Raw genomic sequence first — 22,701 nt, forward strand, 5'->3', positions numbered from 1 at the left:
ACCCCCCCGCCCCCCCCCGCACCCAGCCCCCCCCCCCCCCCCCCCCCCCCCCCCCCCCCCCCCCCCCCCCCCCCCCCCCCCCCCCCCCCCCCCCCCGCCCCCCCCCCCCCCGGTCCCGCTCCCCGCGTGCGGGGGTCCTGCTGTCAGGCCCGCGGGCCACCTGCGGCGTAGACGACCTGACCGGAGATGAAGCCGGCGCCCTCGCTGACGAAGAAGGACACGAGGTGTGCGATGTCCTCGGGCTTGCCGGTCCGGGCCACCGGGATCTGCGAGGCAGCGCCCTTGATGAAGTCATCGAACGGGATGCCCATGCGGTCGGCGGTCGCCTTGGTCATCTCGGTCTCGATGAAGCCGGGGGCGATGGCGTTGGAGGTGACGCCGAACTTGCCGAGCTCGATGGCCAGGGTCTTGGTGAAGCCCTGCAGACCCGCCTTGGCCGTCGAGTAGTTGGCCTGGCCGCGGTTGCCGAGCGCCGAGGTGCTGGACAGGTTCACGATCCGGCCCCACTTGGCCTCGATCATGTGCTTCTGGGCGGCGCGCGACATCAGGAAGGCACCGCGGAGGTGCACGTTCATGACGATGTCCCAGTCGGAGTCGCTCATCTTGAACAGCATGTTGTCGCGGAGCACGCCGGCGTTGTTCACCAGCACGACCGGCGCGCCCAGCTCGGTCGCGATGCGGTCGACGGCGGACTGGACCTGCTCGGCGTCGCTGACGTCGGCGCCGACGGCCAGGCCCTGCCCACCGGCCGCCTTGATGGCGTCGACGGTGCTCTGGGAGGCGGCCTCGTCGAGGTCCAGGACCGCGACGGCGAACCCGTCCTTGGCCAGCCGCTGCGCCGTGGCCGCACCGATACCGCGCGCGCCGCCGGTCACGATGGCCACCCGGGTCCCGCTGTTTGCCTCGCTCATGAACATTCCTCTCGTCAGGTCTTCTCGGAGCGCCGTCCCCGGCCGAGCGGCGGACGGCAAGCTGTTCGGCACCTTACGGGCACCCGGTGAGTCAGCCGTCACACGGGGCGGCGCCCGGTCGTCAGGGCCAGATGGAGGCGACGATGATCGCGGCGACCGCGAGCTGACTGGCCGCGCTCACCAGGCTCGCCGGGTGGAACTGCACCCGGACCAGCGACTGCCCCAGAGAACCCGGGGTCACCAGGTTGAGCACGAGGAAGGCCACCGCCTGCAGGAGCACGCCGACGACGCCGAAGACCACGGTCCACCACAGCGCCCGGCCGAAGCCGTCGGTCGCGTTGGTCCAGATCGTGGTGAACGCGATCGCGCCCTGGCCGAGGAACCCCGCCGACAGCACGATGCCGGCGTTGATGGACCCCTCCTGGTAGATGTGCCGGCCCAGGTGGCCCGGGGTGAGGAGGTCGAGCGCCACGAAGCCGAGGGCCAGGAGCGCGATGCCCACGCCCGTGTACGCGGCGGCGTAGCCGATGCTGGCCAGCACGAGGGGGACCTCCGGGACGTCGGGGCGGGAACGGCCTGCCGTGTCTACCGCACGTCCTCCCCCGCCGCACGCCTCGGGGCCTGCGACGGGCGGACGACGTCGACCCGGTCGAACCCCTCCGCGGTGGTCGGCGGCCGGAACCGGGCGACGGCGGCGTGCACTCCGACCAGCGGCACGCGGGTGCCCTCGGGGCGCGCGGCGTTGCGCGCCAGGCAGACGTCCAGCGGGGTGTCCACCCAGACCGCCCGCACCGGGACGCCCGCCTCGCGCGCCGCCGCGACGAGCGGCGCGCGCTCGGCGGCCGAGGGGTTGGTGTTGTCCACGACGACGCTGCGGCCGGCGGCGAGCAGCTCGGCCACCACGCGGCGCTGCCGTGCCTCGCGCCGTTTCGCGCGCGGCCAGTGGTCCTTGCTCACGACCGCGTGGGTGCCGGCCAGCTCGGCGGCCGCCCAGGTCGACTTGCCGGCGCCCTGCAGACCGACCATCACCACCAGCTCGGGCACTCAGCGCACCGGCGTACCGGCGTCACCGGCCGGCGCGTGCTCCTCGCCCGGCACCCGCCGGGGCTGGTGCAGCCGGCGCACGGAGGCCAGCGCGGACCGCCGGGCGTGCATCCGGCGCCGGGCGCGCGAGGTCCTCGGCGCCCGCGGCTCCTCCCGGAGCAGGGCGTCCAGCCAGTGACCACGCGGGTCGACGTCCACCAGCAGGGCCTTCACCAGCAGGGTCAGCGGGATCGCCAGCAGTGCGCCGAGCGCACCGAGCACCCAGCCCCAGAACAGGAGGGCGATGAAGGTGACGGTCATCGACAGGCCGACCGAGTCCCCGACGAACCGCGGCTGGATCAGCGTCTGCACGACGAAGTTGAGCAGCGTGTAGATCACCAGGATGGCGATCAGCTCGCCCCAGCCGCCGGCGAGCAACCCGAGGAGCGCCGGGGGGACCACACCGAGCACGAACCCGATGTTCGGCACGTAGTTGGTGATGAAGGCCAGCAGGCCCCACAGCGGCGCGGCCGGCACGGCGAGGATGGCCAGGGCGATCGCGTCGCCCACCGCGACGATCGCCCCGAAGACGGTGCTCACCAGCAGGTAGCTGCGGGTGCCCTGGGCGAAGAGGGCGAAGGCCACCGGCAGGTGCGGCCGCTCCCGCGCGATGAGGGCCAGCCGCCGGCCGTAGCCGCTGGACTCGATGGCCATGAAGACCAGCGCGGAGAGCAGCAGGATCAGGGTGCTGGCCGTCGCGGTGATCCGCCCCAGCAGATCGGTCGCCAGCCCCACCACCTGCCCGTACTCGATCTGCTCGACGAGGTCGGAGAGCTGTCCCGAGACAAGGCCTGCGTCGTTGAGGTCGGCGACCACGCCGTCGAGGAGCTCCTCGGCCTGGTCGGCGTAGTCCGGGAGCAGGGCGGCCAACTGGGCGACGCTGGCCACGAGCAACGCGACGAACCCGAGCAGCACGGCCCAGACGAGGAGCAGCAGGACCGTGGTCGCCACCCAGCGTGGCGCGCCGTGGCGACGCAGCCAGCTCGAGACCGGCATGAGGCCGACGACGACGACGAGCGCCGTCAGGATGGGTGCGGCCAGCCACGCGACCTCGCGCAGCCCGGCGATCGCGATGGTCCCTGCGGCCAGCCCGCCCAGCAGCAGCAGCCATCGGGGCAGGCCGGTGGGCGAGCCATCCAGGGCCTCGGTGGCGGTGGTGGCGCCCGTGGCGGTCGGAGCGGTCGCAGCCGCGTCGGCCGTCCCCGCGTCGGCCGCGGTAGCGGCCCGGCGGTCGGCGTCGTCGGCCGGTGGCTGCGGCCCGGCCGCGCCGTCGGGTGCCGTACCGGTGGACAGGGGGTGGGAAGCGGGCGGCTCGGGGGCGGACTCGTCCGTGGCGGACTCGTCGGCGGCGGGCGCGTCGGTGCCGTTCGGCACGGCGGCGGACGGCTCGGCGGCGGACGGCTCGGCGGCGGCCGGTGCGCTGGGGTCGAGCGCGCGGGGCGACTCCTGCCCCCTGCCGTGCACCGCAGGTCGCACCACCGGGCCACCCCTCCCCTGGATCGCGGGCCTCGTACCCCTGGAGTGTCCACCCATGCCCGCGCACCCCTGCGCCCGGCGCGTGTGTCCACCGACGTCCCGGACGGGCGGCGCGGACCGACTGCCCGGGCAGGCGGCGGATCGACGTCCCGGACGGGCGGCGGATCGACGTCCCGGACGGGCGGCACGCCGACGCGTCCCGGACCGGCGTCGGAACTCCCGCCCGCAGCGGGCGCCGGCGTGCCAGTGTCGACGCATGGATGCCGTCGCGCTCCGCACGGCGACTCCGGCCGACGCCGAGGCGGTGGAGGACTACCACCACCACTGCTTCGTCACGACGTACGCCGGCCGGCTGCCCGCCGACGGGTTCCAGCCCCCCGACCGCGCGGGCACCCGGGAGCAGCTCCGCGACTGGTTCCGGCCGGGCTCCGACTGCACGACGCGGGTGGCCGTCGCACAGGGCACGCCGATCGGGCACGTCACGATCAGCGGGCACCGCCTGGTGCACCTGTTCGTCGATCCGGACCACCACGGCACCGGCCTCGGCCGGCGCCTCCTCGCGCTGGGCGAGGCGATGCTCGCCGCTGCCGGCCAGACGGACCTCGAGCTGCACGCGCCCGGGTCGAGAACCACGCGGCGATCGGCTTCAACGAACGTGCGGGGTGGGCCGCGACCGACCGCGTGATCCACACCGTCGAGCACGGCATCAGCTACGACGAGCGAGTGCTCGTGAAGCACGCCTCCTGACGCGAGCCCGGGCATCAGGCCTCGACCACCGGGGACCAAGCACCGCTCACCGGCACCTGGCACCGGCACCGGCACCGGCACCGGCACCGGGCGCAGGGCATCAGGCCTCGACCGCCGGTCACCGGACACCAGAAACCAGTCACCGCTACCGAGGTACCCGGTCACCAGGCAAAGGCCACCAGGTACCGCCCACCAAACGGCGCCATCGGCCACCGGCACCACCCACCGGGCCACCGGCACCACCCACCGGGCCACCGGCACCACCCACCGGGCCACCGGCACCACCCACCGGGCCACCGGCACCGCCGCCGCCGCCGGCGATCGTCGACCCGTCGACCCGTCGACCCGTCGAAAACTGTCGTACCCCGAACGTATGTTCGATGCATGCCGATGGCCGCGCTCCAGCGCTCCGTGATGGAGGGTGCGCTGCTGGGCCTGATGCTGCAGCGGGCGCCGTCGGTGCACCGGCTGCCGGTCGGCCTGATGACCGCCGACGAGGCGGCAGCGGAGCTGCAGCGGGTGCAGGCGCGCAAGGCCATGGACGCCGCCTACGAGGCCGAACTGGTCATGGCGCTGGCCGCCGCCCGGCCCGACACCGACGATCCGCCTCCCGGGCATCCGGGTGCGCGGCGGCGCGGTGGTGGCTCGCCGGTGCCGGGGACGTCGGAGTTCCTGCCCGACGAGCTGGCGATGGTGCTCAACTGCTCCCGCGCCTTCGCCGCCGGGGTGCTGTCGGACTCCTACCAGCTGGTGGAACGGATGCCCGCGGTGCACGCCGACTGCACCGCCGGCCGGTTGGATTGGTACCGAGCGCGGGTGTTCGCCGACGTCCTCGGTACGGCCACCGACGAGGTGGTCGCGGTCGTGGTGCCCGCGGTGCTGCCCCTGGCGGCCGGCCTGTCGGCGGGGAAGCTCCGTAAGCGGCTGGTGGCCGCGGCCGAGGCGGCGGATGAGGAGTTCGCCGAGCAGCGGCGCATCGAGGCCGAGCAGCGCGCGGCGGTGCGGCTGTACCAGACCGGCGACGGCATGTCGGTGCTGACCAGTGAGCTGCCCTCGCCGGTGGCCGCGGCGATGTGGTCGGTGATCGACCAGGCCGCCCAGCTCGCGAGGACCACCGGGGACGACCGGCCGATCGGGGTGCTGCGCACCGAGGCGCACGCCGCGCTGGTGCTGCGCACCTGGGACACCTCCCGCCCGGCGATGACCGGCCACCTCAGGGTCACCGCACCACTGTCAGCCCTGCGCCCGCCGAACCAATCCCGCACCGCGGCCCAGGAGACGCCGGCCGACGAGGCGCCGAACCGGGCGGTGGAGCGTGCGGCAGCCGGCGCGACGACCCCGGCCGTGAACGGCACCGCCATCACCGCCGCCCACCTCCGCGAACTGCTCACCCAGCTCGGCGCACTCGGCGTCCAGGCTCCGCCGGGCGGCAGCCTCGCGGTCGCCCTCACCGACGACGACGGCGCCCTGCTCGCCACCGCCAGCGCCACCGAACTGACCCGCCGCGCCGCCCGCGGCTGCCCGGCCCACGGCCCAGACGTGGCCTGCGAGTGCCCGGTCCTCGGCCCGCCGCCGGAGGCCAGCGGCTACGCCCACACCCCCGCACAGGAACGGTTCATCCGCCTTCGCGACCGCACCTGCCGGCACCCCGGCTGCGGCCAACCCGCCGGACGCACCGACGCCGACCACGTCCTCCCCTACGACTGCGGCGGGCGCACCACCTGCCAGAACCTCTGCTGCCTGTGCCGCACCCACCACCGACTCAAGACCTTCGCCCGCAACTGGCGCTTCCAGATGCACCCCGACGGCACCCTCACCGTCACCACCCCGTCCGGCATCACCCGAACCACCCGACCACCCGGACTACGCGCACAACCCGCGCTACCGGCACCGCAACCGGTACCGGCCGACAACACCCCACCGCCCTTCTGAGACCGGTGCGGGGTCCGTGTGCTGCCGGGTTCACCTGGGGGCGTCGAGGAGCTCCGTCATGGCCGTCAGGCGGAAGAACCGGGCGGTGTCCCGCGCCGTCTGGTCGCCCCGGTCCGGATCGGCGCCGGCAGCGAGCAGGTGCCGGACGGCGTCCTCGGCCTGCTTGAACACCGCGGCGGCCAGCGCCGTCTGCCCCTTGTCGTTGACCCGGGCGTGATCCGCGCCCCGGGCCAGCAGAGCCGCCACCGTGTCGCCGTGACCGTGGTAGGCAGCGAGCACCAGCAGGGTGTCGCCGGCGCTGTTCGTCAGGTCGACCGGGACGCCGGCGTCGACGTAGGCCGCCAGCACCTCGGTCTCGCCCTGCCGCGCCAGGTCGAAGAGGTGGCCCGCCTGGACGGTTCGGGTGGACGAGCCGTCGCCGATGCTCATGGCGGGCAGCGTAGGAGGCTCCGGCGGCGCGGCGGAAGGCTCGAACGGGCGTGGTCGGCGCGCGTGGCGCGCCCGGTACGGGCGGACCGTGCCCGGTCGGCGCCAGGTACAGACCGTGCCCGGTCGGCCTCGGGTACGGACGGCGCCGGTTCGGCGTCAGGTACGGACCGCGCCCGGTCGGCTCAGGCAGCGGCGGGTCAGCGGGGCGCGTCGAGGAGCTCGGTCATGTCCGTGAGGCCGAAGAACTGCGCGGTCGCCCGGGCGCTCTGGCCACCCAGGTCCGGGTCGGCACCGGCGGCGAGGAGGTGACGGACGGTCTCGGCAGACTGCTTGAACACCGCCGCGGCCAGGGCGGTCTGTCCCTTGTCGTTGACGCGCGAGTGATCGGCCCCGCGTGCCAGGAGCGCCGCGACCGTCTCCGCGTGGCCGTAGTACGCGGCCAGCAGCAGGAGCGTGTCGCCCTTCTCGTTTGTCAGGTTCACCGGGGCGCGCCGGTCGATGTAGGACACCAGTTCCTCGGTGTGGCCGAACCGCGCCAGGTCGAACATCCGGCGGGCCACCTCGAGCAGCTGGGGATCGATCTCTCCGCTGGTCACGCCGCCCACCCTAGGAGTCCAGGACCAACTTGTAGCCCCGGTGCGACGCGACGAAGCCGAGCCGCTCGTAGAAGCGGTGCGCGTCGGGACGGGCCTGGTCGGTCGTGAGCTGCACCAGCGCGCAGTCGCGCCGGCGGGCCTCCACCAGCGCCCAGCGGAGCAGCGCCTCCCCCAGCCCGTCGCCCCGGCGGTCGGCACGGACGCGCACGCCCTCGACCTGCGCCCGCAACGCCCCACGGCGGGAGAGCCCCGGCAGGAACGACAGCTGCAGGGTGCCCACCACCTCGGCACCGGTCAGCGCCACCACCAGCAGGTGGGCCGGGTCGGCGTCGACCAGCGCGAAGGCGCGCCGGTAGGGCTCGAGGCCACCGTCCGCGGACTCCCGCACGGATCCCAGCGGGTCGTCGGCGAGGAGAGCCACCAGCGCAGGCAGGTCCGCGGCCCCCGCCCGGCGCACCACCACCCCGGGGACCCCGGGCAACGGTCCCCACGCGGCGTCGTACACACCGCAGAGTGTCCCGCAGCCGGCCGGCGCGGCGGACGCCCCGGCCGGCCGCGGGAGCGGCTCAGCCGGTCGTCGGGCGGATGCCCCGCTGATCGGCGTTGGGCGCCGCCTTCGCGACCAGCCCGGGGAGGACGTCGTCGAGCTCCTCGACCGTCCACCGCGCGCCCTTGTCGACGCCGGGACCGGCCTGCCACCCCTCGGCGACGCTGATCATGCCGCCGCGGACGTTGAACACCCGGCCGGTGACCTCCCGCGCAGCGGGCCCGGCCAGCCAGACGACCAGCGGCGCGATGTTGTCCGGCGCGGACGGGTCGAACGCCTCCGGATCCGGCTTCTCCCGGTCGGGCCGGAGGTTCTCGGTCATCCGGGTGAGCGCGGCGGGTGCCACCGCGTTCACCGTGACCCCGTACCGCCCCAGCTCCATCGCGGTGATCACCGTGAACGCCGCGATCCCGGCCTTGGCGGCGCCGTAGTTCGACTGGCCCTGGTTGCCGTAGATGCCCGAGGACGACGTCGTGTTGATGACGCGAGCGTCCACCGGGCGGCCGGCCCGGTGCTCCTCCCGCCAGTAGGCGGCCGCGTGGCGCAGCGGGGCGAACGTGCCCTTGAGGTGGACCTGGATCACCGAGTCCCACTCCTGCTCGGACATGTTCACCAGCATCCGGTCACGCAGGATGCCGGCGTTGTTGACCAGCACGTCCAGCCGCCCGAAGTGCTCGACGGTCGACTGCACGAGGCGCTCGGCGGCGGCGAAGTCGGAGACGTCGTCCCCGTTCGCGATCGCCTGACCGCCCATGGCCCGGATCTCGTCGACCACCTCACCCGCCGGGCCCGTGGATCCACCGGTGCCGTCCACGTCGGCGCCGAGGTCGTTGACGACCACGGCATAGCCCTGCCGCGCGAACTCCAGGGCGTGTCCGCGGCCGATGCCACGGGCCGCACCCGTCACGATGACCACGCGTTGCTCGTCGGACTGCATCAGGCAGCCTCCTTCTCGTCGGTGTCCCCTAGAATCCTGTTCCAGGATTGCCGGCGTCAACCGGCTGGGCCGCCGCGAGGGCGACCGCTCGACCTCCGAGGGGATGCATGGCTGCCGACGCGCGCACCACCAGCAGCAGCGAGGTCGCCGCACCCTCACCGGCCGCTCCGGAGCCGGTCGACGTCGAGCCGCGCGACGAGCGCGCGGTCATGAAGGAGGCCTGGCTGGCGCTCTCGGTCGTCAGCCTCGCCAGCGTCTTCTCCGGGATGTCCGGCAGCGCGCTCAACGTGGCCCTGCCGACCGTCGTGCGCCACTTCGACGCCAGCGCCACCGCGGCCAGCTGGATGCTGCTGGCCTTCATGCTGGCCAACACGGTCATGATGATCTTCTTCGGGCGGCTGGCCGACATGTTCGGCCGCCGCCAGATGTACCTCATGGGCCTGGCCACCTTCACCCTTGCCAGCTTCCTGTGCGGCCTGGCCCCCAACGCCTGGGTCGTCGTCGGCCTCCGCGTGCTGCAGGCCGCGGGCGCGGCGATGCTGCTCACCAACAGCGCCGCCATCGTCACCGCCGCCTTCCCTCGCGCCCGCCTCGGCCAGGGCATGGGCATCTACCTGGCCTCCTTCTCCGTCGCCCAGCTGCTGGGCCCCACCGTGGGCGGGGTCCTCGCCGAGCACGCCGGCTGGCGCTGGGTCTTCTGGTTCAACGTGCCGATCGGACTGATCTGCCTGGCCTGGGGTGCGTGGGCGCTCCCTCGCGTCGCCCGGGCGGGGGAACGCCAGGGCATCGACGTGACCGGCAACCTGCTGATCCTGGTGGCCCTGGGCAGCGGCCTGGCGGCCCTGTCGCAGGCGACCACGCTGGGCTGGGGCAGCTGGCTGGTCATCGGCGGGCTGGTCGTCTTCGTCCTGGGCATGCCGACGTTCGTCCTCTTCGAGCGCCGGGTGGCCCACCCGCTGGTCGACATGACGCTCTTCCGGAACCGGTCGTTCGCGCTCGGCCTGATGGCCTCCTTCCTCAACTCCACCTCGCAGGCGGGTGTGCTGCTGCTCTTCTCGCTGTACTTCCAGGCCGTGCAGGGCGTGGACCCGTTGACCGCCGGCCTGCGCGTCCTGCCGTTGGCGGTGGCCACGCTGGTCTTCTCGTCGTCGTCGGGGCTGTTCCAGCGCTGGGTCTCACCGCGCGCGCTCGCCGTGGTGGGCAACCTCTGCACCGGCGCCGGCCTGATCGTGCTCGCCTGGTCGGTGATCACGGCGGCCGACTACGTCGCCATCGCCGCCGGTCTGGTGCTCGCCGGTGCCGGATCAGGCCTGTTCATGCCGTCCAACACCACGGCGCTCATGGGCGACATGCCCCACGAGCGGCTGGGCATCGCCAACGCGATGCGGCTGATGCTGCAGCAGAGCGGGTTCGTGCTCGGCACGGCCGTCGTCCTCTCCGTGCTCACCGCGCCGCTCGCGCCGGAGCTGCGGCAGTACGCGTTCGCCGGCACGTTGTCCGACGTGTCGGCCGAGGGGTTGGCCGATCTCCTGACCGGCTACCGGTGGACTCTGTTCACGATGCTCGCGCTCAACGCGGCGACCGTCCTGACCTCGCTCGCCGCGCTGCGCGCGAGCACGAGGCGCCTCCGCGCCGAGGTCACCGCTCCGGGAGGTCCGACAGCCGCCGGATGATCGCCAGGGCGCTCTCGGTGACCGCGACGGCCTGCTCCTCGGTCTCGCAGCCGATGATCTGGCGGCCCGCCTCGCCCATCGCCGCGGTGAGGATGGAGACCAGGAGCCGATCGGCCGGCCCGGTGCCGACCGCGAGGAGCACCGCGTTCTGCCGGACCCAGTCGTTGCGCCGGCGGCTGCGGACGAGGAAGAAGCCCGGCGGCCCGTCGCCGTCCAGGAACAGGCGGGCCAGCGCACGGCGCTCCCACGTGGTCTCGAGGTAGGCCCGCGCCCCCACGAGGAAGAGCTCCGCCGGGGCCGTCGTGCCGGCACGCCGGGCCAGGGCGACCGCGGTCGCCGCCTGCTCCTCGTACGCCGCCTGGTGGTCCTCCCACACGGCGAGGAAGAGCTCGGACTTGCCGCCGTAGTGGTGGTACAGGCTGCCGACGCTCAGCCCGGCGAGCTCCACGACGTCGGCCACGCTGCACTCGGCGAAGCCCTTCTGGGCGAACACCTCTCCGGCTGCGGTGATGAGCGTGCGACGCGTGTCGGCGGTGCGGCTCCACTGCCAGGCACTGCCCTGCGGCTGCTCGCTCGTCCGCACCCGGCCCACACCCCTCGAACCGACGACACGCGACTGCGGCGAGACTACTGGCGCGTAGTGGTCTGCGTCACCTCTGCGTCACGGAACGCGCTTTCCGCGGACTCCGAAGAGCCCCTTGCGAAAGAAGTTAGAACCCTGAATGGTTAGCGGCTGTGATCGAAGCCACGCCGACCGGCGCGCGGACGGTGGCCCGCCTCGCCCGGTTCGTGGAGGTGGCTCTGGCCGAGTGCGAGCTCTCCATGCCGCAGTACCGGCTGCTCAGCCTTCTGTCCGAGGGCTCCGTGAACGCCTCCACCCTCGCGCGCCGGCTGGTCGTGAGCCGCCCGAGCGTCACCGCACTCGTCGACGGCCTCGTCGCCCGGGGCATGGTCGAGCGCGGCACGGATCCGGCCGACCGCCGCCACGTCACCCACCTGGTGACCCAGAGAGGGCACGAGGTGCTCGCCCAGGCCGACCGCACGGCCGCGGCGCGGCTGCAGGACCTCTCCGCACACCTGTCTCCCGACGACGTCCCCGCCGCGCGCGCGGGTCTCGCCGCCTGGGGCCGGGCGCTCGACTCGTACCGCGAGACCGCAACGCGCGCGCGCCACTGGCCCTCGACAGGAGACACCATGCAGCCCACCGCATCCGCACAGGCCCCCGCCGCACCCGCCGCCCCCTCGGCCGACGTGCAGGCCCTCGTGGAGCGCGCCGCGGCCACCGGCACGCTGGGTGCCCTGTGGGCCGCCCGGCAGCCGGACGCCCCGGCGATCCGCTCCGCGCACGGTGACCGGACCTTCGCCGAGCTCAACGGCCGCGTGAACCAGCTCGCCCGCGCCCTGCGCGCCCGGGGCCTCGGCGCCGGCGACTCCATCGCCCTCATCAGCTCCAACCGTCCCGAGTTCGTCGAGACGCTCTACGCCGCCCAGCGCTCGGGGCTCCGCCTCACGCCGGTCAACTGGCACCTCACCGCCGACGAGATCAACTACATCCTCCGCGACTGCGGCGCCCGCGCCGTCGTCGTCGACGGCCGGTTCGCCGACACCGTCGGCCAGGCGCTGGACGGCGTGGAGGCCCGCGCCCTGCTCGTCGTCGACGGCGCCGGCGAGCGCTTCGAGGACTACGAGCAGGCGCTGGCCGGCGAGTCGGCCGAGAACCTCGAGGACCCGGTGCTGGGCAGCACCATGGCCTACACCTCCGGCACCACCGGGCGCCCCAAGGGCGTGCACCGCTCCGCCGCCCCGGCCGCCGGCGCCGCCGCCTCGGAGCTGGCCACCCTCGTGGCCGAGGCCTCCGCCTATGTGCCCGGGCAGGACCTCAACCTGGTCACCGGCCCGCTGTACCACTCCGCGCCGCTGCTCTTCTCGCTCAGCATGCCCCTGTCCCGCGGCGCCGGCGTCGTGCTCATGGACAAGTGGGACGCCGAGGAGACCCTGCGGCTGATCGAGCAGCACCGGATCACCCACACCCACCTGGTGCCCACGATGTTCCACCGGATGATCTCGCTGCCGCAGGAGGTCAAGGACCGGTACGACCTCAGCAGCCTGCGCAACATCTGGCACGGGGCCGCCCCCTGCCCGGTCCCGGTCAAGCAGGCGCTCATGGACTGGCTGGGCCCGATCGCGTGGGAGTACTACGCGGCCACCGAGGGCTTCGGCTCGGTCGTCTCGCCGCACGACTGGCTCGCCCGCCCCGGCACCGTCGGGCACCCGACGCCCGGGCACATCCGGATCCTGGACGAGGCCGGGGAGGACCTGCCCGCCGGCGTGCCGGGCACCATCTACCTGCGGGCCCCGGAGACCGGGCGGTTCGTCTACCTGGGCGACGAGGCCAAGACCTCGTCGTCCTACCTCGGCGACTACTACACCCTCGGGGACGTCGGCTACCTCGACGAGGACGGCTGGCTCTTCCTCACCGACCGCAGCGTCGACCTGATCATCTCCGGCGGGGTCAACGTCTACCCGGCGGAGGTCGAGGCAGCGCTCATCACCCACCCGTCGATCGGCGACGTCGGCGTGATCGGCGTGCCCGACGCCGAGTGGGGCGAGTCGGTCAAGGCCGTGGTGGAACTGCAGCCCGGCTACGAGGCCTCCCCCGAGCTCGCCGAGGAGCTCAAGTCCTGGGCCCGCGAGCGGCTCGCCCACTTCAAGTGCCCGCGCACCGTCGACTTCGTCGAGGAGTTGCCGCGCACCCCGTCCGGAAAGCTGTCCAAGCGCACCCTGCGGGAGAACTTCCGCCAGCAGGCCGCGGCCGGCGCGGACGCCTGAGCGGCACCGGCCCGAGAGACGATGACCTCCAAGGACTCGACATGCCCCTGACCGTCCGACCGATCCCGACGCTCGACGAGCGCATCAACGACATCCGGATGCGCACGGCCGAGATCGTGAACGCCGACATCCTCCCCAACGAGCGCGAGCTCTGGCGCTCCGCCCGTGGCGGATCCGTCGAGACCGAGCCGGCCGTCGTCGACGCCAAGGCGCTGCGCGAGGAGATCAAGCAGAAGGTCCGGAAGGCCGGGCTCTGGGCGCCGCACCTCCCCCCGGAGTACGGCGGCATGGGGCTGGACTTCCTCGCCCACGCGTACATGAACGAGGTCCTGGCCTACGCCACCGGCGCCGCGGCGCTGTTCGGCGTCGTCGCCCCCAACTCGGGCAACCAGAAGATCCTGCTCAAGTACGGCACCGAGGAGCAGAAGGAGCAGTGGCTGCGCCCCCTCGTCGAGGGTGAGATGGAGTCCGGCTTCTCGATGACCGAGCCGGAGAACCCCGGATCGGACCCGCGCTCGCTGACCACGACCGCCGTGCGCGACGGGGACGAGCTGGTGCTCAACGGGCACAAGTGGTTCACCTCCAACGGCAACGCCGCGGACTTCTTCATCGTGATGACCCGCGTCGTCGAGGCCGACCATGACCCGGCCTCCGGCCGTGGCCAGATGGCGCAGCTGATCGTGCCGACCGACACCCCCGGCGTGAACATCGTCCGGGGCGTCGGCATCTGGGGCCGGCCGACGTCGGACCACGTCGAGGTCCGCTACGAGAACGTGCGGGTGCCGGCCAAGAACCTGCTGGGCGCCGTGGGCCAGGGCCACCAGGCGGCGCAGGACCGGCTGGGCGCCGGCCGCGTCTTCCACTGCATGAACTCGATCGGCCAGATGTGGCGCGCCTTCGACCTCATGGTCGAGCGGGCCACCACCCGGACCGTGCACGGCGGCCCGCTGCAGGACAAGCAGTTCGTCCAGGGCTTCATCGCCGACAGCTACATGGACATCAGCGCCGCCCGGCTGATGACCATCCAGGCCGCCGAGCGCGTGGCCCGCAACGACCGCGGCGCCCGCACCGACATCTCGTCGATCAAGGTGTTCGTGCCCTCGGCCTACTCGCGGGTCGTGGACCGGGCCATCCAGGTGTGGGGAGCGGCCGGGGTCTCCAGTGACCTGCCGCTGTCCAGCATGTACCTCGGCGCCCGCACCCTGCGGCTCGCCGACGGACCGGACGAGGTCCACAAGGTGCTGATCGCCAAGCACGTGCTCGACCGGTACGCCACCGAGGGCGGCTGGGACTTCGGCAACTGACGACCCACCCGCCGGATGCCCGGCCCACCCACCAGATGACTTGTCCAGTCCGTACGACTCCTGAGAGGTTCACCCCATGCTGATGCAGTTCGACAAGGAGCAGGAAGAGCTGCGCCGGACCCTGCGCCGCTTCCTCGAGACGAAGTCCTCCTCCGAGGAGGTCCGCCGCCTGATGGAGACCGAGGAGGGCTACGACCCCGCGGTCTGGAAGCAGATGGCCGAGCAGCTGGGCCTCCAGGGCCTGGCGATCCCCGAGGAGTTCGGCGGCTCGGGCTTCGGCATCCTGGAGACCGCGCTGGTCACCGAGGAGATGGGCCGCGCGCTGCTGCCCGCCCCCTACCTGGCCACGGTCCTCGGGGCGAACCTCCTCCAGCTGTCGGACGACCAGCAGGCCAAGGCCGATCTCCTGCCCGGCATCGCCGACGGATCCACCATCGCGACGGTCGCCCTGGCCGAGGCCGACGGCGCCTGGACGGCGGAGAACCTGCAGACCCGCGCCACGAAGTCCGGTGACGGCTGGACCCTCGAGGGCCAGAAGTCCTTCGTCCTCGACGGCACCACCGCCACGCTGCTGCTCGTGGTCGCGGAGACCCCGGGCGGCCCCAGCGTCTTCGCGGTCGAGGGCTCGGCCTCCGGCCTCACCCGCCGGGCACTGACCACCCTGGACATGACCCGCAAGCTGGCCGAGGTCGGCTTCTCGGGCACCCCGGCGCGTCTCGTGGGCGCCGAGGGCGACGCCGCGACGCTGATCCCGCAGCTGATGCGCATCGCGGTGGTCCTGCTCGCCACCGAGCAGGTCGGCGGCGCCCAGCGCTGCCTGGAGCGGACCGTCGAGTACGTCAACATCCGCTACCAGTTCGGCCGCCCGGTCGGCAGCTTCCAGGCGGTCAAGCACCGCTGCGCCGACATGCTGCTCGAGGTCGAGTCCGCCCGCTCCGCGGCCTACTACGCCCTGTGGGCGCTGGCCGAGGGCGCCGACGACGCCGAGATCTCGGTCGACCTGGCCAAGGCGTACTGCTCGGAGGCCTACTGGATCGCGGCCTCGGACTCGATCCAGCTGCACGGCGGCATCGCCTTCACGTGGGAGCACGACGCGCACCTGTACTACCGGCGCGCCAAGTCCACGAGCCTGCTGTTCGGCACCCCGACCGAGCACTGGGACGCCGTGGCCGAGAAGCTGCTCGCCTGACGCACCGCGCATCCCGGCCCCTGTGCCGGCCTCCGGGCCGGCACAGGGGCCGTCGCACGTCCGCGGCAGGTCGCACGTCCGCAGTCGGTCGCACGTCCGGGGTCGGTGGCATGTCCAGGGCCGGTCGCTGATCCCCTCCGGTCGCTCCTCCGGGACCGCCGCTGATCCGGGACGGTCGCCGGGCGGCCGGTGGAGGGACCGGCTAGAACGGGGGTATGTGCCACGACCACGACAGCCGTCCACCCGCACCGCCGCGCAGCGGGGAGGTTGCCGACCGCGCCTCCCTCACCCTGACCGCCGCTGACGGGACGCGGTTCGCCGCGGCCTACGCCGCCCCGGCCGGCACCCCGCGCACCGGAGTGGTGGTGCTGCCGGACATCCGCGGACTGCACCCCTACTACGTGGCGCTGGCCGAGCGCTTCGCCGAGGCGGGCATGGCCGCGGTCGCGATCGACTGGTTCGGCCGCACGGCGGGCGTGCCGGAGGACGGGACGCGCGGCGAGGACTTCGGCTGGCAGGAGCACATCCCGCAGACCACCACCGCCGGCATCGACGCAGACATCGTGGCCGCGATCGCCGCCCTGCGAAAACGGCACGGCGCGGACCTGCCGGTGGTCACGGTCGGGTTCTGCTTCGGGGGGAGCCACTCGTGGCGGCAGTCCGGCGGCGACCTCGGCCTCGCGGGCTGCGCCGGCTTCTACGGCCGCCCGGCGCTGGTGGGCGACGCCGCCGCCCGGGCCGTGCTGCCCACGGTGATGCTGATCGCCGGCGACGACAAGGCGACCCCGGTCGAGGACCAGCTCGCGCTGGCGGAGACGATGCGCGCCGCCGGCGCCGACGTGGACGCCGCCGTGTACGACGGGGCACCGCACTCGTTCTTCGACCGCGCCTACGGCGACTGGAGCGACGCCTGCCGGGACGCCTGGGAGCACGTCCTGGCGCTCACCGACCGCGTCGCGCGTAGCTGACCGGGACGACGGGCGGACCCGGGGAGACGACCGGCGGGCACGGGGAGACGACCGGCGGGCACGGGGAGACGATCCGGCGGACGCGGAGAGACGACCGCGGCCGAACGGACCGGAGTTCCGGTCCGCTCGGCCGCGGGACGTCCTGCGAGCTGCTGCGGGTCAGGAGACCGCAGTCGCTCCGGCCATGTGCCGACCACTCTCGGTGGCCTGCTCCCCCACCAGCGGGAAGTGGCAGGCGACGTACTGCTCGCGTGCGACCTCGCGCATCTGCGGCTCCTCGGCCGCGCAGAGGTCCTGCGCCCGCGGGCACCGGGTGCGGAACCGACACCCGCTGGGCGGGTCGACCGGCGAGGGCAGCTCCCCGGACAGGCCGGCATCGCTGTGCTTGGCGTCCGGGTCCGGCTCCGGGATGGAGGCGAGCAGCGCAGCCGTGTACGGGTGCGCCGGGCCCCCGTACAGCGTGTCCGACGGTGCGACCTCGCAGATCTTGCCGAGGTACATCACCGCGACCCGGTCGCTGATGTTCTTCACCACGGCGAGGTCGTGGGCGATGAACACCATGGTCAGCTCGTACTCGGCCTTGAGGTCCTCGAGCAGGTTGAGGATCTGGGCCTGCACGGAGACGTCCAGCGCGGACACCGGCTCGTCGCAGATCAGCACCTCCGGCCGCATGATGAGCGACCGCGCGATGGAGACGCGCTGGCACTGACCACCCGACATCTCGTGCGGACGCCGCCCGCCCGCCCGCTCGGGGTCGAGCCCGACCTCCGACAGCATGTCGTCGACCCGCGGATCGTCGGCGCCCTTGCCCTCCCAGATCGACAGCCCTTCGGCCACGATGTCCTTGACCCGGCGTCGCGGGTTCAGCGACGAGATCGGGTCCTGGTAGATCATCTGCAGCTTCGTACGGCTGCGCCGGAGCTCGTCGGCCGACAGGGAGCTCAGGTCCGTCTCACCGAACATGACCTTCCCACCGGTCGGGCGGGGTGCCTGCATGATCGCCCGCCCGGTCGTCGACTTACCGCACCCGGACTCCCCGACGAGGCCCAGGGTCTCGCCCTTGGCGATGTCGAAGCTGATCCCGGAGACGGCGTGCACCTTCTGCCCCCGCTCCAGCGGGAACTCCACGACGAGCCCCTCGACGCGCAGGACGATGTCGTCCCGATCCCGCAGGTGTGCGGTACCACTGCCGGCCATCAGGCTGCTCCTGCCGTTGCGAGAACCGTGCTGTCCAGAGGCGTCCCCGCCGCGGTGCGCCCAGCGGCCACGTTGCGCGCGAGCGCCTCCTGGCCGGCCGTCGTCCCCACCGGGAAGTGGCAGGCCGCCTCGTGCCCGGGGGCGTGCGGCGCGAGCAGCGGCGTCTCCGTCAGGCACTTGTCCTGCGCGTAATTGCACCGCGGCGCGAACGGGCAGCCGGCCGGCGGGTCCACGAGGTCCGGTGGCCGGCCCGGGATGGCCGCCAGCCTGGTGTGGCTGGGCTGGTGCAGCCGCGGGATGGACCGCAGCAGACCCTCCGTGTAGGGCATCCGGGTGCGGGCGAACAGCTCGCGGGTCGGTGCCCGCTCGACGATCCGGCCGGCGTACATGACCGCGATCTCGTCCGCCCGGCCCGCGACCACGCCGAGGTCGTGGGTGATGATGATCAGCCCCATGTTGCGCTCGTCCTGCTGGGTCTCCAGCAGGTCGAGGATCTGGCGCTGGACGGTGACGTCCAGCGCCGTCGTCGGCTCGTCGGCGACCAGGAGCTTGGGGCTGCAGGCCAGTGCGATCGCGATGGTGACGCGCTGCCGCATACCGCCGGACAGCTGGTGCGGGTACTCCCCCAGCCGACGCTCGGCCGCCGGGATCCCGACGGACTTGAGCAGCTCGACGGCGTGCGCCTTGGCCACCTTGCCCTTCTCGCCCAGGTGGATGCCCAGGGACTCGGTGATCTGCTCGCCGATCTTGGTGACCGGGTTCAGCGAGGTCATCGGGTCCTGCAGGATCATCGCCAGCTCGGCGCCCCAGATGGTGCGCATCTCCTTGTTCTTCATGGTCGTGAGCTCACGACCCTCGAAGCGCACGGAGCCCTCGCGGATGGTGTTCGTCTTGGGCAGCAGGTTCATGATCGACCGCGAGAGCACGGTCTTCCCCGAGCCGGACTCGCCCACGATGCCCAGCGTCTTGCCCCGGTCCACCCGCAGGGAGACGCCGTCCACCGCCTTCACCACACCGCGCGGCGTGTCGAAGTAGGTGCGCAGGTTGTCCACCTCGAGGAGCGGTTCACCCGCCCGGTCTTCCAACTGCGCGGTGGTCACAGGTTGCTCCCTCGGACATCGAAGCGGGTGCGGAGCGAGTCGCCGACCAGGTTGAGCGACAGCACCGTGAGGAACATGGCGAGAGAGGGGATGAGGACGACGTGCGGCGCCTCGCTGAGGTACCGCTTGCCGTCGAAGATCATCCCGCCCCAGGTGGGTGCCGGCTGCTGGACGCTGAGCCCGAGGAAGGCCAGCGTCCCTTCCAGGACGATCACCACGCCCATGGCCACCAGACCGAACGCGGCCACCGGGAGCACCACGTTGGGCAGGATCTCCCGCGCCAGCACGCGCGAGTTCTTCGCCCCCATCGTCCGGGCGGCCCGGACGAACTCCCGCTCGGCGACGGCGAGCGTCGTCGCCCGCGCCACACGGGTGTAGATGGGGATCGACAGGAACCCGACGATCAGCGAGATCACGACCAGGCTGCGGCCGACGAAGGCGAGCAGCACCAGCAGCAGCACCAGCGCCGGGAACGCCAGGATGATGTTGATGATGGTCATCAGGACCGTCTCGGTCTTCCCGCGGAAGAAGCCCGAGATGATCCCGAGGAAGCCCCCGACCACCATGCCGATGGCCACCGCCGTGACGCTGATGGTGACCGAGACCCGGGCCCCGTGGACCAGGCGGGCCAGGGTGTCGCGGCCGAGGCCGTCGGTACCCAGCCAGTGCTCCGGGCCCGGCAGCGCCAGCTTGTTGATCACATCCGGCGTCAGCGGGTCCTTGACCGGCAGCAGGTCGGCGAAGACGGCGCAGATGAGCACCACCACCAGCCAGACCGTCGCCAGCCAGAAGACGAGGCCGAAACCGCGGCGCTTCTTCTTCGCCCCGGGCGCGGTGGTGACCGCCGAGGGATCGGTGTGGAGCGGATCCTTCGGATCGGCGTCGTCAGGGGTGCCCGGATGAGGAGCACCCAACACTGGGCTGGGGGTCTGCACCTCCGAGGCACCCTCCGCACGCGAGCCGGCGGGTGTCTTCGGCGAGTTGTCAGACTCGTGCCGTACTGCGTCCATGAGAAATCCTCGGGTCGAGGTACGAGTAAAGGATGTCGACGGTGAAGTTCACGACGACGTAGCTGACGGCGATCACCAGGGCGACGCCTTGCACCATGAGCAGGTCGCGCACCAGCACCGCCTCCAGGAGGAGCCGGCCCACGCCCGGCAGCGCGAACAGCGTCTCGATGACCACCGAGCCGCCGATGATCGCCCCGACCTGCACGCCCGCGACCGTCATCAGCGAGAAGGATGACGGACGCAGGGCGTGCCGGAACAGGATCCGGCGGTTGGACACGCCCTTGACGCGCGCCATGGTCACGAAGTCCTGCTGCAGCGTGCCGATCATGTCGGTGCGGAGCAGCCGGGTGTAGACGGCCATCTCCGCCACGGCCAGCGACAGCGCCGGCAGCAACGCCGACCGGAGGTTCTGCACCGGGTCGTCGGTGAAGTTGACCCAGCCCGTGGCGGGCAGCACACCCAGCCACACGGCGAAGATCAGGATCAGGAAGATCGCCACCATGAAGTTCGGCACCGCGAGGAGGCCGAAGCTCGTGCTGCTGATCAGCTTGTCGGTCCGCGTGCCGGCCCGGTAGGCCGACAGCATCCCGACCGGGATCGCGATCGCCAGCGCGATGAGGATGGCGAGGATCCCGATCTCGGCGGTGACCGGCAGCCGGTCGATGATGGCCTCGCTGACCGGCTCGTTGGTCCGGTAGGAGCGACCGAAGTCGCCGGTCAGCGCGTCACCGATCCAGTGCAGGTAACGCACGGGCAGCGGGTCGTCCAGGCCGAGATCGGCTCGGACGGCCGCGATGGCTTCGGGGGTCGCGTTTTCCGCTCCCAGGATCTGCAGCGCCGGGTCGCCGGGCAGCAGGCTGGTCATGAGGAAGGTCAGCAGCGACACCGCGAACAGGGTGGCGAGCAGCGACGGGAGCCTGCGGAGGACATACACGGGCGGTTACTCCGTCGTCCAGACGTGGCCCCACATGATCTGGGAGCTGGCCGCGCCGTTGCCCTCGGTGCCGTCCGGGAAGGTCCAGCCGTCCAGGTTGCGGACCTCGTCCTGGGCGGCCATCACGGTCAGCGTCCCGCCGCTGTAGGTGTTGGGGACGTTCTCGTTGAGGACCTCACCGATGGCCTCGACGGCCGCCTTGCGCTCGTCGATGTCGGTGGTGGTGCGCAGGATCTCGAGCTGCTCGTCGATCTCCGGGCTCTGGAACGCCGTCATGTTGAGCGGCCCTTCGGTGAACGCCTGCTGGAACACGATGTAGGGGTCACGGTCAGCACCGACGCGGGTGCAGCCCATGTCGTAGTCGCGGGCCAGCATGTCCGAGATCCACGCGGCCTGCTCCTTCTGCTCGAGCTCGACCTCGGCGCCCAGGACGTTGAAGAAGGCCTGGTAGAGCTGGGAGAGCTCGTTGAGGCTCGGGTCCGGCGGGCAGGTGAAGGTGAAGGAGATGGGGCTGCCCACCGGCTTGCCGTCGGAGCGCTCGGGGTCGTTGATGTACTCGTCGTAGAGCTCCTGGGCCTTCTCCACGTCGTACTCGGGGTAGGACTCCTCGAGCGCCTCGGAGTAGTACGGGCTGTCGGGGCTGAAGAACTGGGTCTGCAGCGGGGTGACGCCCTTGCCGCCGAGCACCTCGATCAGGGCTTCCTGGTCCATGGCGTGGGCCAGGGCCTGCCGCACCCGGATGTCGTCGAACGGCGGCCGGCTGACGTTCATCGTCGAGCCGCCGGAGTTGCTGCCCAGGTGCTCGAAGTTGGTCACGCCGTCGAGCTCACGGGCGCGGATCACGGTGCTCTGCCGCAGCGACTGCATGACGTCGATGTCACCGCTCTGCAGGCTGGACAGGCGGGTGTCCTCGTCGGGGATCGGCCGGAAGATGATCTCGTCGAGGTAGGGCAGGTCCTCCTGCCAGTAGTTCTCGTTCTTCTCCAGCACCAGGCGGCTGTCGCGCTGCCAGCTCCCGAACGTGAAGGGGCCGGTGCCGACCGGGTTGGCGCCCGCGTCGGGGCCGAACTGGGCTGCTGCGGTCGGCGAGAACGGCCAGCCGGCAGCACCGACGAGGTTGTCGGGGAACGCGGCGTTGGTCTCGGCGAGCCGGTAGACGACGGTCAGGTCGTCCACCACGTCCATGGACGTCACGTCGGACACGGAGGCGGCGACGTTCGAGCCGGGCCTCGTCAGGTACTCGTCGAAGATCGTCTTGAGCGCCTGGGCGTTCAGCGGGGTGCCGTCGTGGAAGGTGACGCCCGGGCGGAGCTTCAGCGTCCACTCCGAGAGGTCCTCGTTGGGCTCCATCGACTCGGCCAGGTAGGGCTTGACCTCGCCGTCCTCGGTGCGGTGCATCAGCGGGTCGTAGAGGGCGTAGGCGACGTTGACGCCCGGCTGGTTGAAGGTGCCCTCGCCGGGCAGCCAGCTGTTGGTCTCGGCCTCGAGGCCGACGGTGATGGAGCCACCCTCGACCGGGTCACCGGCCTCCACGACGTCGGACACTGCGCCGGCCTCGGCGTCTCCGTTCTCGTCACTGCTGCCGCCGCCGCAGGCGGCGCTCCCGAGCAGCAGACCCACGAGCCCCACGGAAGCGAGCGCCCGTTGCCACGGGCCTCTCATCGGGCGCCGATGTCCTCGCATGTAATTACTCCTTGACCAGTTCGTACCGGCACAGCGACGAGGCCGGCAGACGGCGCGTCGATGTGCGAGCGCCCACAGCGCGTGCTGGGAGTCTGTCCTACGGGAGTGGGCTGCGTCACTAGGCGCCTCGCCACTCTCGCCGGGTGCCGGACTATG

21 protein-coding genes are annotated in these 22,701 nt (G+C 72.4%); 7 read left to right on the plus strand and 14 right to left on the minus strand.

The window, feature by feature from the left end; genetic code table 11:
* Positions 1-143 precede the first annotated feature (143 nt).
* The 4 genes from fabG to ACI793_RS18395 all read right to left on the minus strand — a co-directional run bounded on the left by fabG (position 144) and on the right by ACI793_RS18395 (position 3,473).
* Positions 144-911 (minus strand): 3-oxoacyl-ACP reductase FabG, encoded by a 768-nt coding sequence (gene fabG, locus ACI793_RS18380; protein WP_456607823.1) that lies wholly within the window; start codon positions 909-911, stop codon positions 144-146.
* 121 nt (positions 912-1,032) lie between these two features.
* Positions 1,033-1,452 carry a DUF350 domain-containing protein gene (locus tag ACI793_RS18385; RefSeq protein ID WP_456607824.1) on the minus strand — a complete coding sequence of 140 codons (420 nt, stop codon included), beginning with the start codon at positions 1,450-1,452 and terminating at the stop codon, positions 1,033-1,035.
* A gap of 44 nt (positions 1,453-1,496) precedes the next feature.
* Entirely contained in the window at positions 1,497-1,955 is a 459-nt protein-coding gene (locus ACI793_RS18390) for an AAA family ATPase (protein WP_456607825.1), read from the minus strand.
* Positions 1,956-3,473: an AI-2E family transporter gene (locus ACI793_RS18395; RefSeq protein ID WP_456607826.1), complete on the minus strand. Its 1,518-nt coding sequence runs from the start codon at positions 3,471-3,473 to the stop codon at positions 1,956-1,958.
* Between the two features lie 253 nt (positions 3,474-3,726).
* Between ACI793_RS18395 and ACI793_RS18400 the strand changes: the two genes are divergently transcribed.
* Together ACI793_RS18400 and ACI793_RS18405 are read left to right on the plus strand one after the other, a co-directional pair.
* Positions 3,727-4,155: a GNAT family N-acetyltransferase gene (locus ACI793_RS18400; RefSeq protein WP_456607827.1), complete on the plus strand. Its 429-nt coding sequence runs from the start codon at positions 3,727-3,729 to the stop codon at positions 4,153-4,155.
* A gap of 446 nt (positions 4,156-4,601) precedes the next feature.
* Complete coding sequence (locus ACI793_RS18405) at positions 4,602-6,149, plus strand: DUF222 domain-containing protein (protein ID WP_456607828.1); 1,548 nt, start codon at positions 4,602-4,604, stop codon at positions 6,147-6,149.
* Between the two features lie 30 nt (positions 6,150-6,179).
* On the opposite strand, the gene ACI793_RS18410 is transcribed toward ACI793_RS18405, so the two are convergent.
* The 4 genes from ACI793_RS18410 to ACI793_RS18425 form a co-directional block, all read right to left on the minus strand.
* Positions 6,180-6,578 carry an ankyrin repeat domain-containing protein gene (locus ACI793_RS18410; RefSeq protein ID WP_456607829.1) on the minus strand — a complete coding sequence of 133 codons (399 nt, stop codon included), beginning with the start codon at positions 6,576-6,578 and terminating at the stop codon, positions 6,180-6,182.
* A gap of 197 nt (positions 6,579-6,775) precedes the next feature.
* On the minus strand, positions 6,776-7,174 hold the full coding sequence (locus tag ACI793_RS18415) for an ankyrin repeat domain-containing protein (protein WP_456607830.1): 399 nt from the start codon (positions 7,172-7,174) through the stop codon (positions 6,776-6,778).
* Positions 7,175-7,184: 10 nt separating this feature from the next.
* Positions 7,185-7,679 (minus strand): GNAT family N-acetyltransferase, encoded by a 495-nt coding sequence (locus ACI793_RS18420; RefSeq protein ID WP_456607831.1) that lies wholly within the window; start codon positions 7,677-7,679, stop codon positions 7,185-7,187.
* A 61-nt stretch (positions 7,680-7,740) separates the two neighbouring features.
* Positions 7,741-8,658, minus strand: a complete 918-nt coding sequence (locus tag ACI793_RS18425; protein WP_456607832.1) for an SDR family oxidoreductase — start codon at positions 8,656-8,658, stop codon at positions 7,741-7,743.
* A 107-nt stretch (positions 8,659-8,765) separates the two neighbouring features.
* Between ACI793_RS18425 and ACI793_RS18430 the strand changes: the two genes are divergently transcribed.
* Positions 8,766-10,331 (plus strand): DHA2 family efflux MFS transporter permease subunit, encoded by a 1,566-nt coding sequence (locus ACI793_RS18430; RefSeq protein WP_456607833.1) that lies wholly within the window; start codon positions 8,766-8,768, stop codon positions 10,329-10,331.
* On the opposite strand, the gene ACI793_RS18435 is transcribed toward ACI793_RS18430, so the two are convergent.
* Positions 10,297-10,914, minus strand: a complete 618-nt coding sequence (locus tag ACI793_RS18435) for a TetR/AcrR family transcriptional regulator (protein ID WP_456607834.1) — start codon at positions 10,912-10,914, stop codon at positions 10,297-10,299. The genes ACI793_RS18430 and ACI793_RS18435 overlap by 35 nt on opposite strands.
* A 152-nt stretch (positions 10,915-11,066) precedes the next feature.
* Between ACI793_RS18435 and ACI793_RS18440 the strand changes: the two genes are divergently transcribed.
* The 4 genes from ACI793_RS18440 (at position 11,067) to ACI793_RS18455 (ending at position 16,621) form a co-directional block, all read left to right on the plus strand.
* A complete protein-coding gene (locus tag ACI793_RS18440; protein ID WP_456607835.1) occupies positions 11,067-13,160 on the plus strand; it encodes an AMP-binding protein in 2,094 nt (697 codons plus the stop codon).
* 41 nt (positions 13,161-13,201) lie between these two features.
* The gene (locus ACI793_RS18445) at positions 13,202-14,464 is read left to right on the plus strand and encodes an acyl-CoA dehydrogenase family protein (protein ID WP_456607836.1); all 1,263 of its coding nucleotides are present in this window, start codon (positions 13,202-13,204) and stop codon (positions 14,462-14,464) included.
* A gap of 76 nt (positions 14,465-14,540) precedes the next feature.
* Positions 14,541-15,653 (plus strand): acyl-CoA dehydrogenase family protein, encoded by a 1,113-nt coding sequence (locus ACI793_RS18450; protein WP_456607837.1) that lies wholly within the window; start codon positions 14,541-14,543, stop codon positions 15,651-15,653.
* Between the two features lie 215 nt (positions 15,654-15,868).
* A complete protein-coding gene (locus tag ACI793_RS18455) occupies positions 15,869-16,621 on the plus strand; it encodes a dienelactone hydrolase family protein (protein ID WP_456607838.1) in 753 nt (250 codons plus the stop codon).
* Between the two features lie 159 nt (positions 16,622-16,780).
* Here ACI793_RS18455 and ACI793_RS18460 read toward each other — a convergent pair whose 3' ends face one another.
* The 5 genes from ACI793_RS18460 to ACI793_RS18480 are packed head-to-tail and all read right to left on the minus strand — an operon-like array spanning position 16,781 to position 22,482.
* Positions 16,781-17,818, minus strand: a complete 1,038-nt coding sequence (locus ACI793_RS18460; protein WP_456607839.1) for an ABC transporter ATP-binding protein — start codon at positions 17,816-17,818, stop codon at positions 16,781-16,783.
* Positions 17,818-18,918 (minus strand): ABC transporter ATP-binding protein, encoded by a 1,101-nt coding sequence (locus tag ACI793_RS18465; protein ID WP_456607840.1) that lies wholly within the window; start codon positions 18,916-18,918, stop codon positions 17,818-17,820. Before ACI793_RS18465 ends, ACI793_RS18460 begins: the two co-directional genes overlap by 1 nt.
* Positions 18,915-19,853, minus strand: coding sequence for an ABC transporter permease (locus ACI793_RS18470; RefSeq protein WP_456607841.1), 939 nt, complete (start codon positions 19,851-19,853; stop codon positions 18,915-18,917). The genes ACI793_RS18465 and ACI793_RS18470 overlap by 4 nt, the downstream gene beginning before the upstream one ends.
* A 49-nt stretch (positions 19,854-19,902) precedes the next feature.
* Complete coding sequence (locus tag ACI793_RS18475; RefSeq protein ID WP_456607842.1) at positions 19,903-20,862, minus strand: ABC transporter permease; 960 nt, start codon at positions 20,860-20,862, stop codon at positions 19,903-19,905.
* A 6-nt stretch (positions 20,863-20,868) separates the two neighbouring features.
* On the minus strand, positions 20,869-22,482 hold the full coding sequence (locus tag ACI793_RS18480) for an ABC transporter substrate-binding protein (protein ID WP_456607843.1): 1,614 nt from the start codon (positions 22,480-22,482) through the stop codon (positions 20,869-20,871).
* Positions 22,483-22,701 lie beyond the last annotated feature (219 nt).

The sequence above is a fragment of the Blastococcus sp. SYSU DS0617 genome, from assembly GCF_054051075.1.

Excerpts from the sequence above, each read along its gene's own strand:
- fabG (WP_456607823.1), bottom strand. The coding sequence starts at position 911 with ATGAGCGAGGCAAACAGCGGGACCCGGGTGGCCATCGTGACCGGCGGC.
- ACI793_RS18400 (WP_456607827.1), top strand. The coding sequence starts at position 3,727 with ATGGATGCCGTCGCGCTCCGCACGGCGACTCCGGCCGACGCCGAGGCG.
- ACI793_RS18405 (WP_456607828.1), top strand. The coding sequence starts at position 4,602 with ATGCCGATGGCCGCGCTCCAGCGCTCCGTGATGGAGGGTGCGCTGCTG.
- ACI793_RS18410 (WP_456607829.1), bottom strand. The coding sequence starts at position 6,578 with ATGAGCATCGGCGACGGCTCGTCCACCCGAACCGTCCAGGCGGGCCAC.
- ACI793_RS18425 (WP_456607832.1), bottom strand. The coding sequence starts at position 8,658 with ATGCAGTCCGACGAGCAACGCGTGGTCATCGTGACGGGTGCGGCCCGT.
- ACI793_RS18430 (WP_456607833.1), top strand. The coding sequence starts at position 8,766 with ATGGCTGCCGACGCGCGCACCACCAGCAGCAGCGAGGTCGCCGCACCC.
- ACI793_RS18445 (WP_456607836.1), top strand. The coding sequence starts at position 13,202 with ATGCCCCTGACCGTCCGACCGATCCCGACGCTCGACGAGCGCATCAAC.
- ACI793_RS18450 (WP_456607837.1), top strand. The coding sequence starts at position 14,541 with ATGCTGATGCAGTTCGACAAGGAGCAGGAAGAGCTGCGCCGGACCCTG.
- ACI793_RS18455 (WP_456607838.1), top strand. The coding sequence starts at position 15,869 with ATGTGCCACGACCACGACAGCCGTCCACCCGCACCGCCGCGCAGCGGG.
- ACI793_RS18460 (WP_456607839.1), bottom strand. The coding sequence starts at position 17,818 with ATGGCCGGCAGTGGTACCGCACACCTGCGGGATCGGGACGACATCGTC.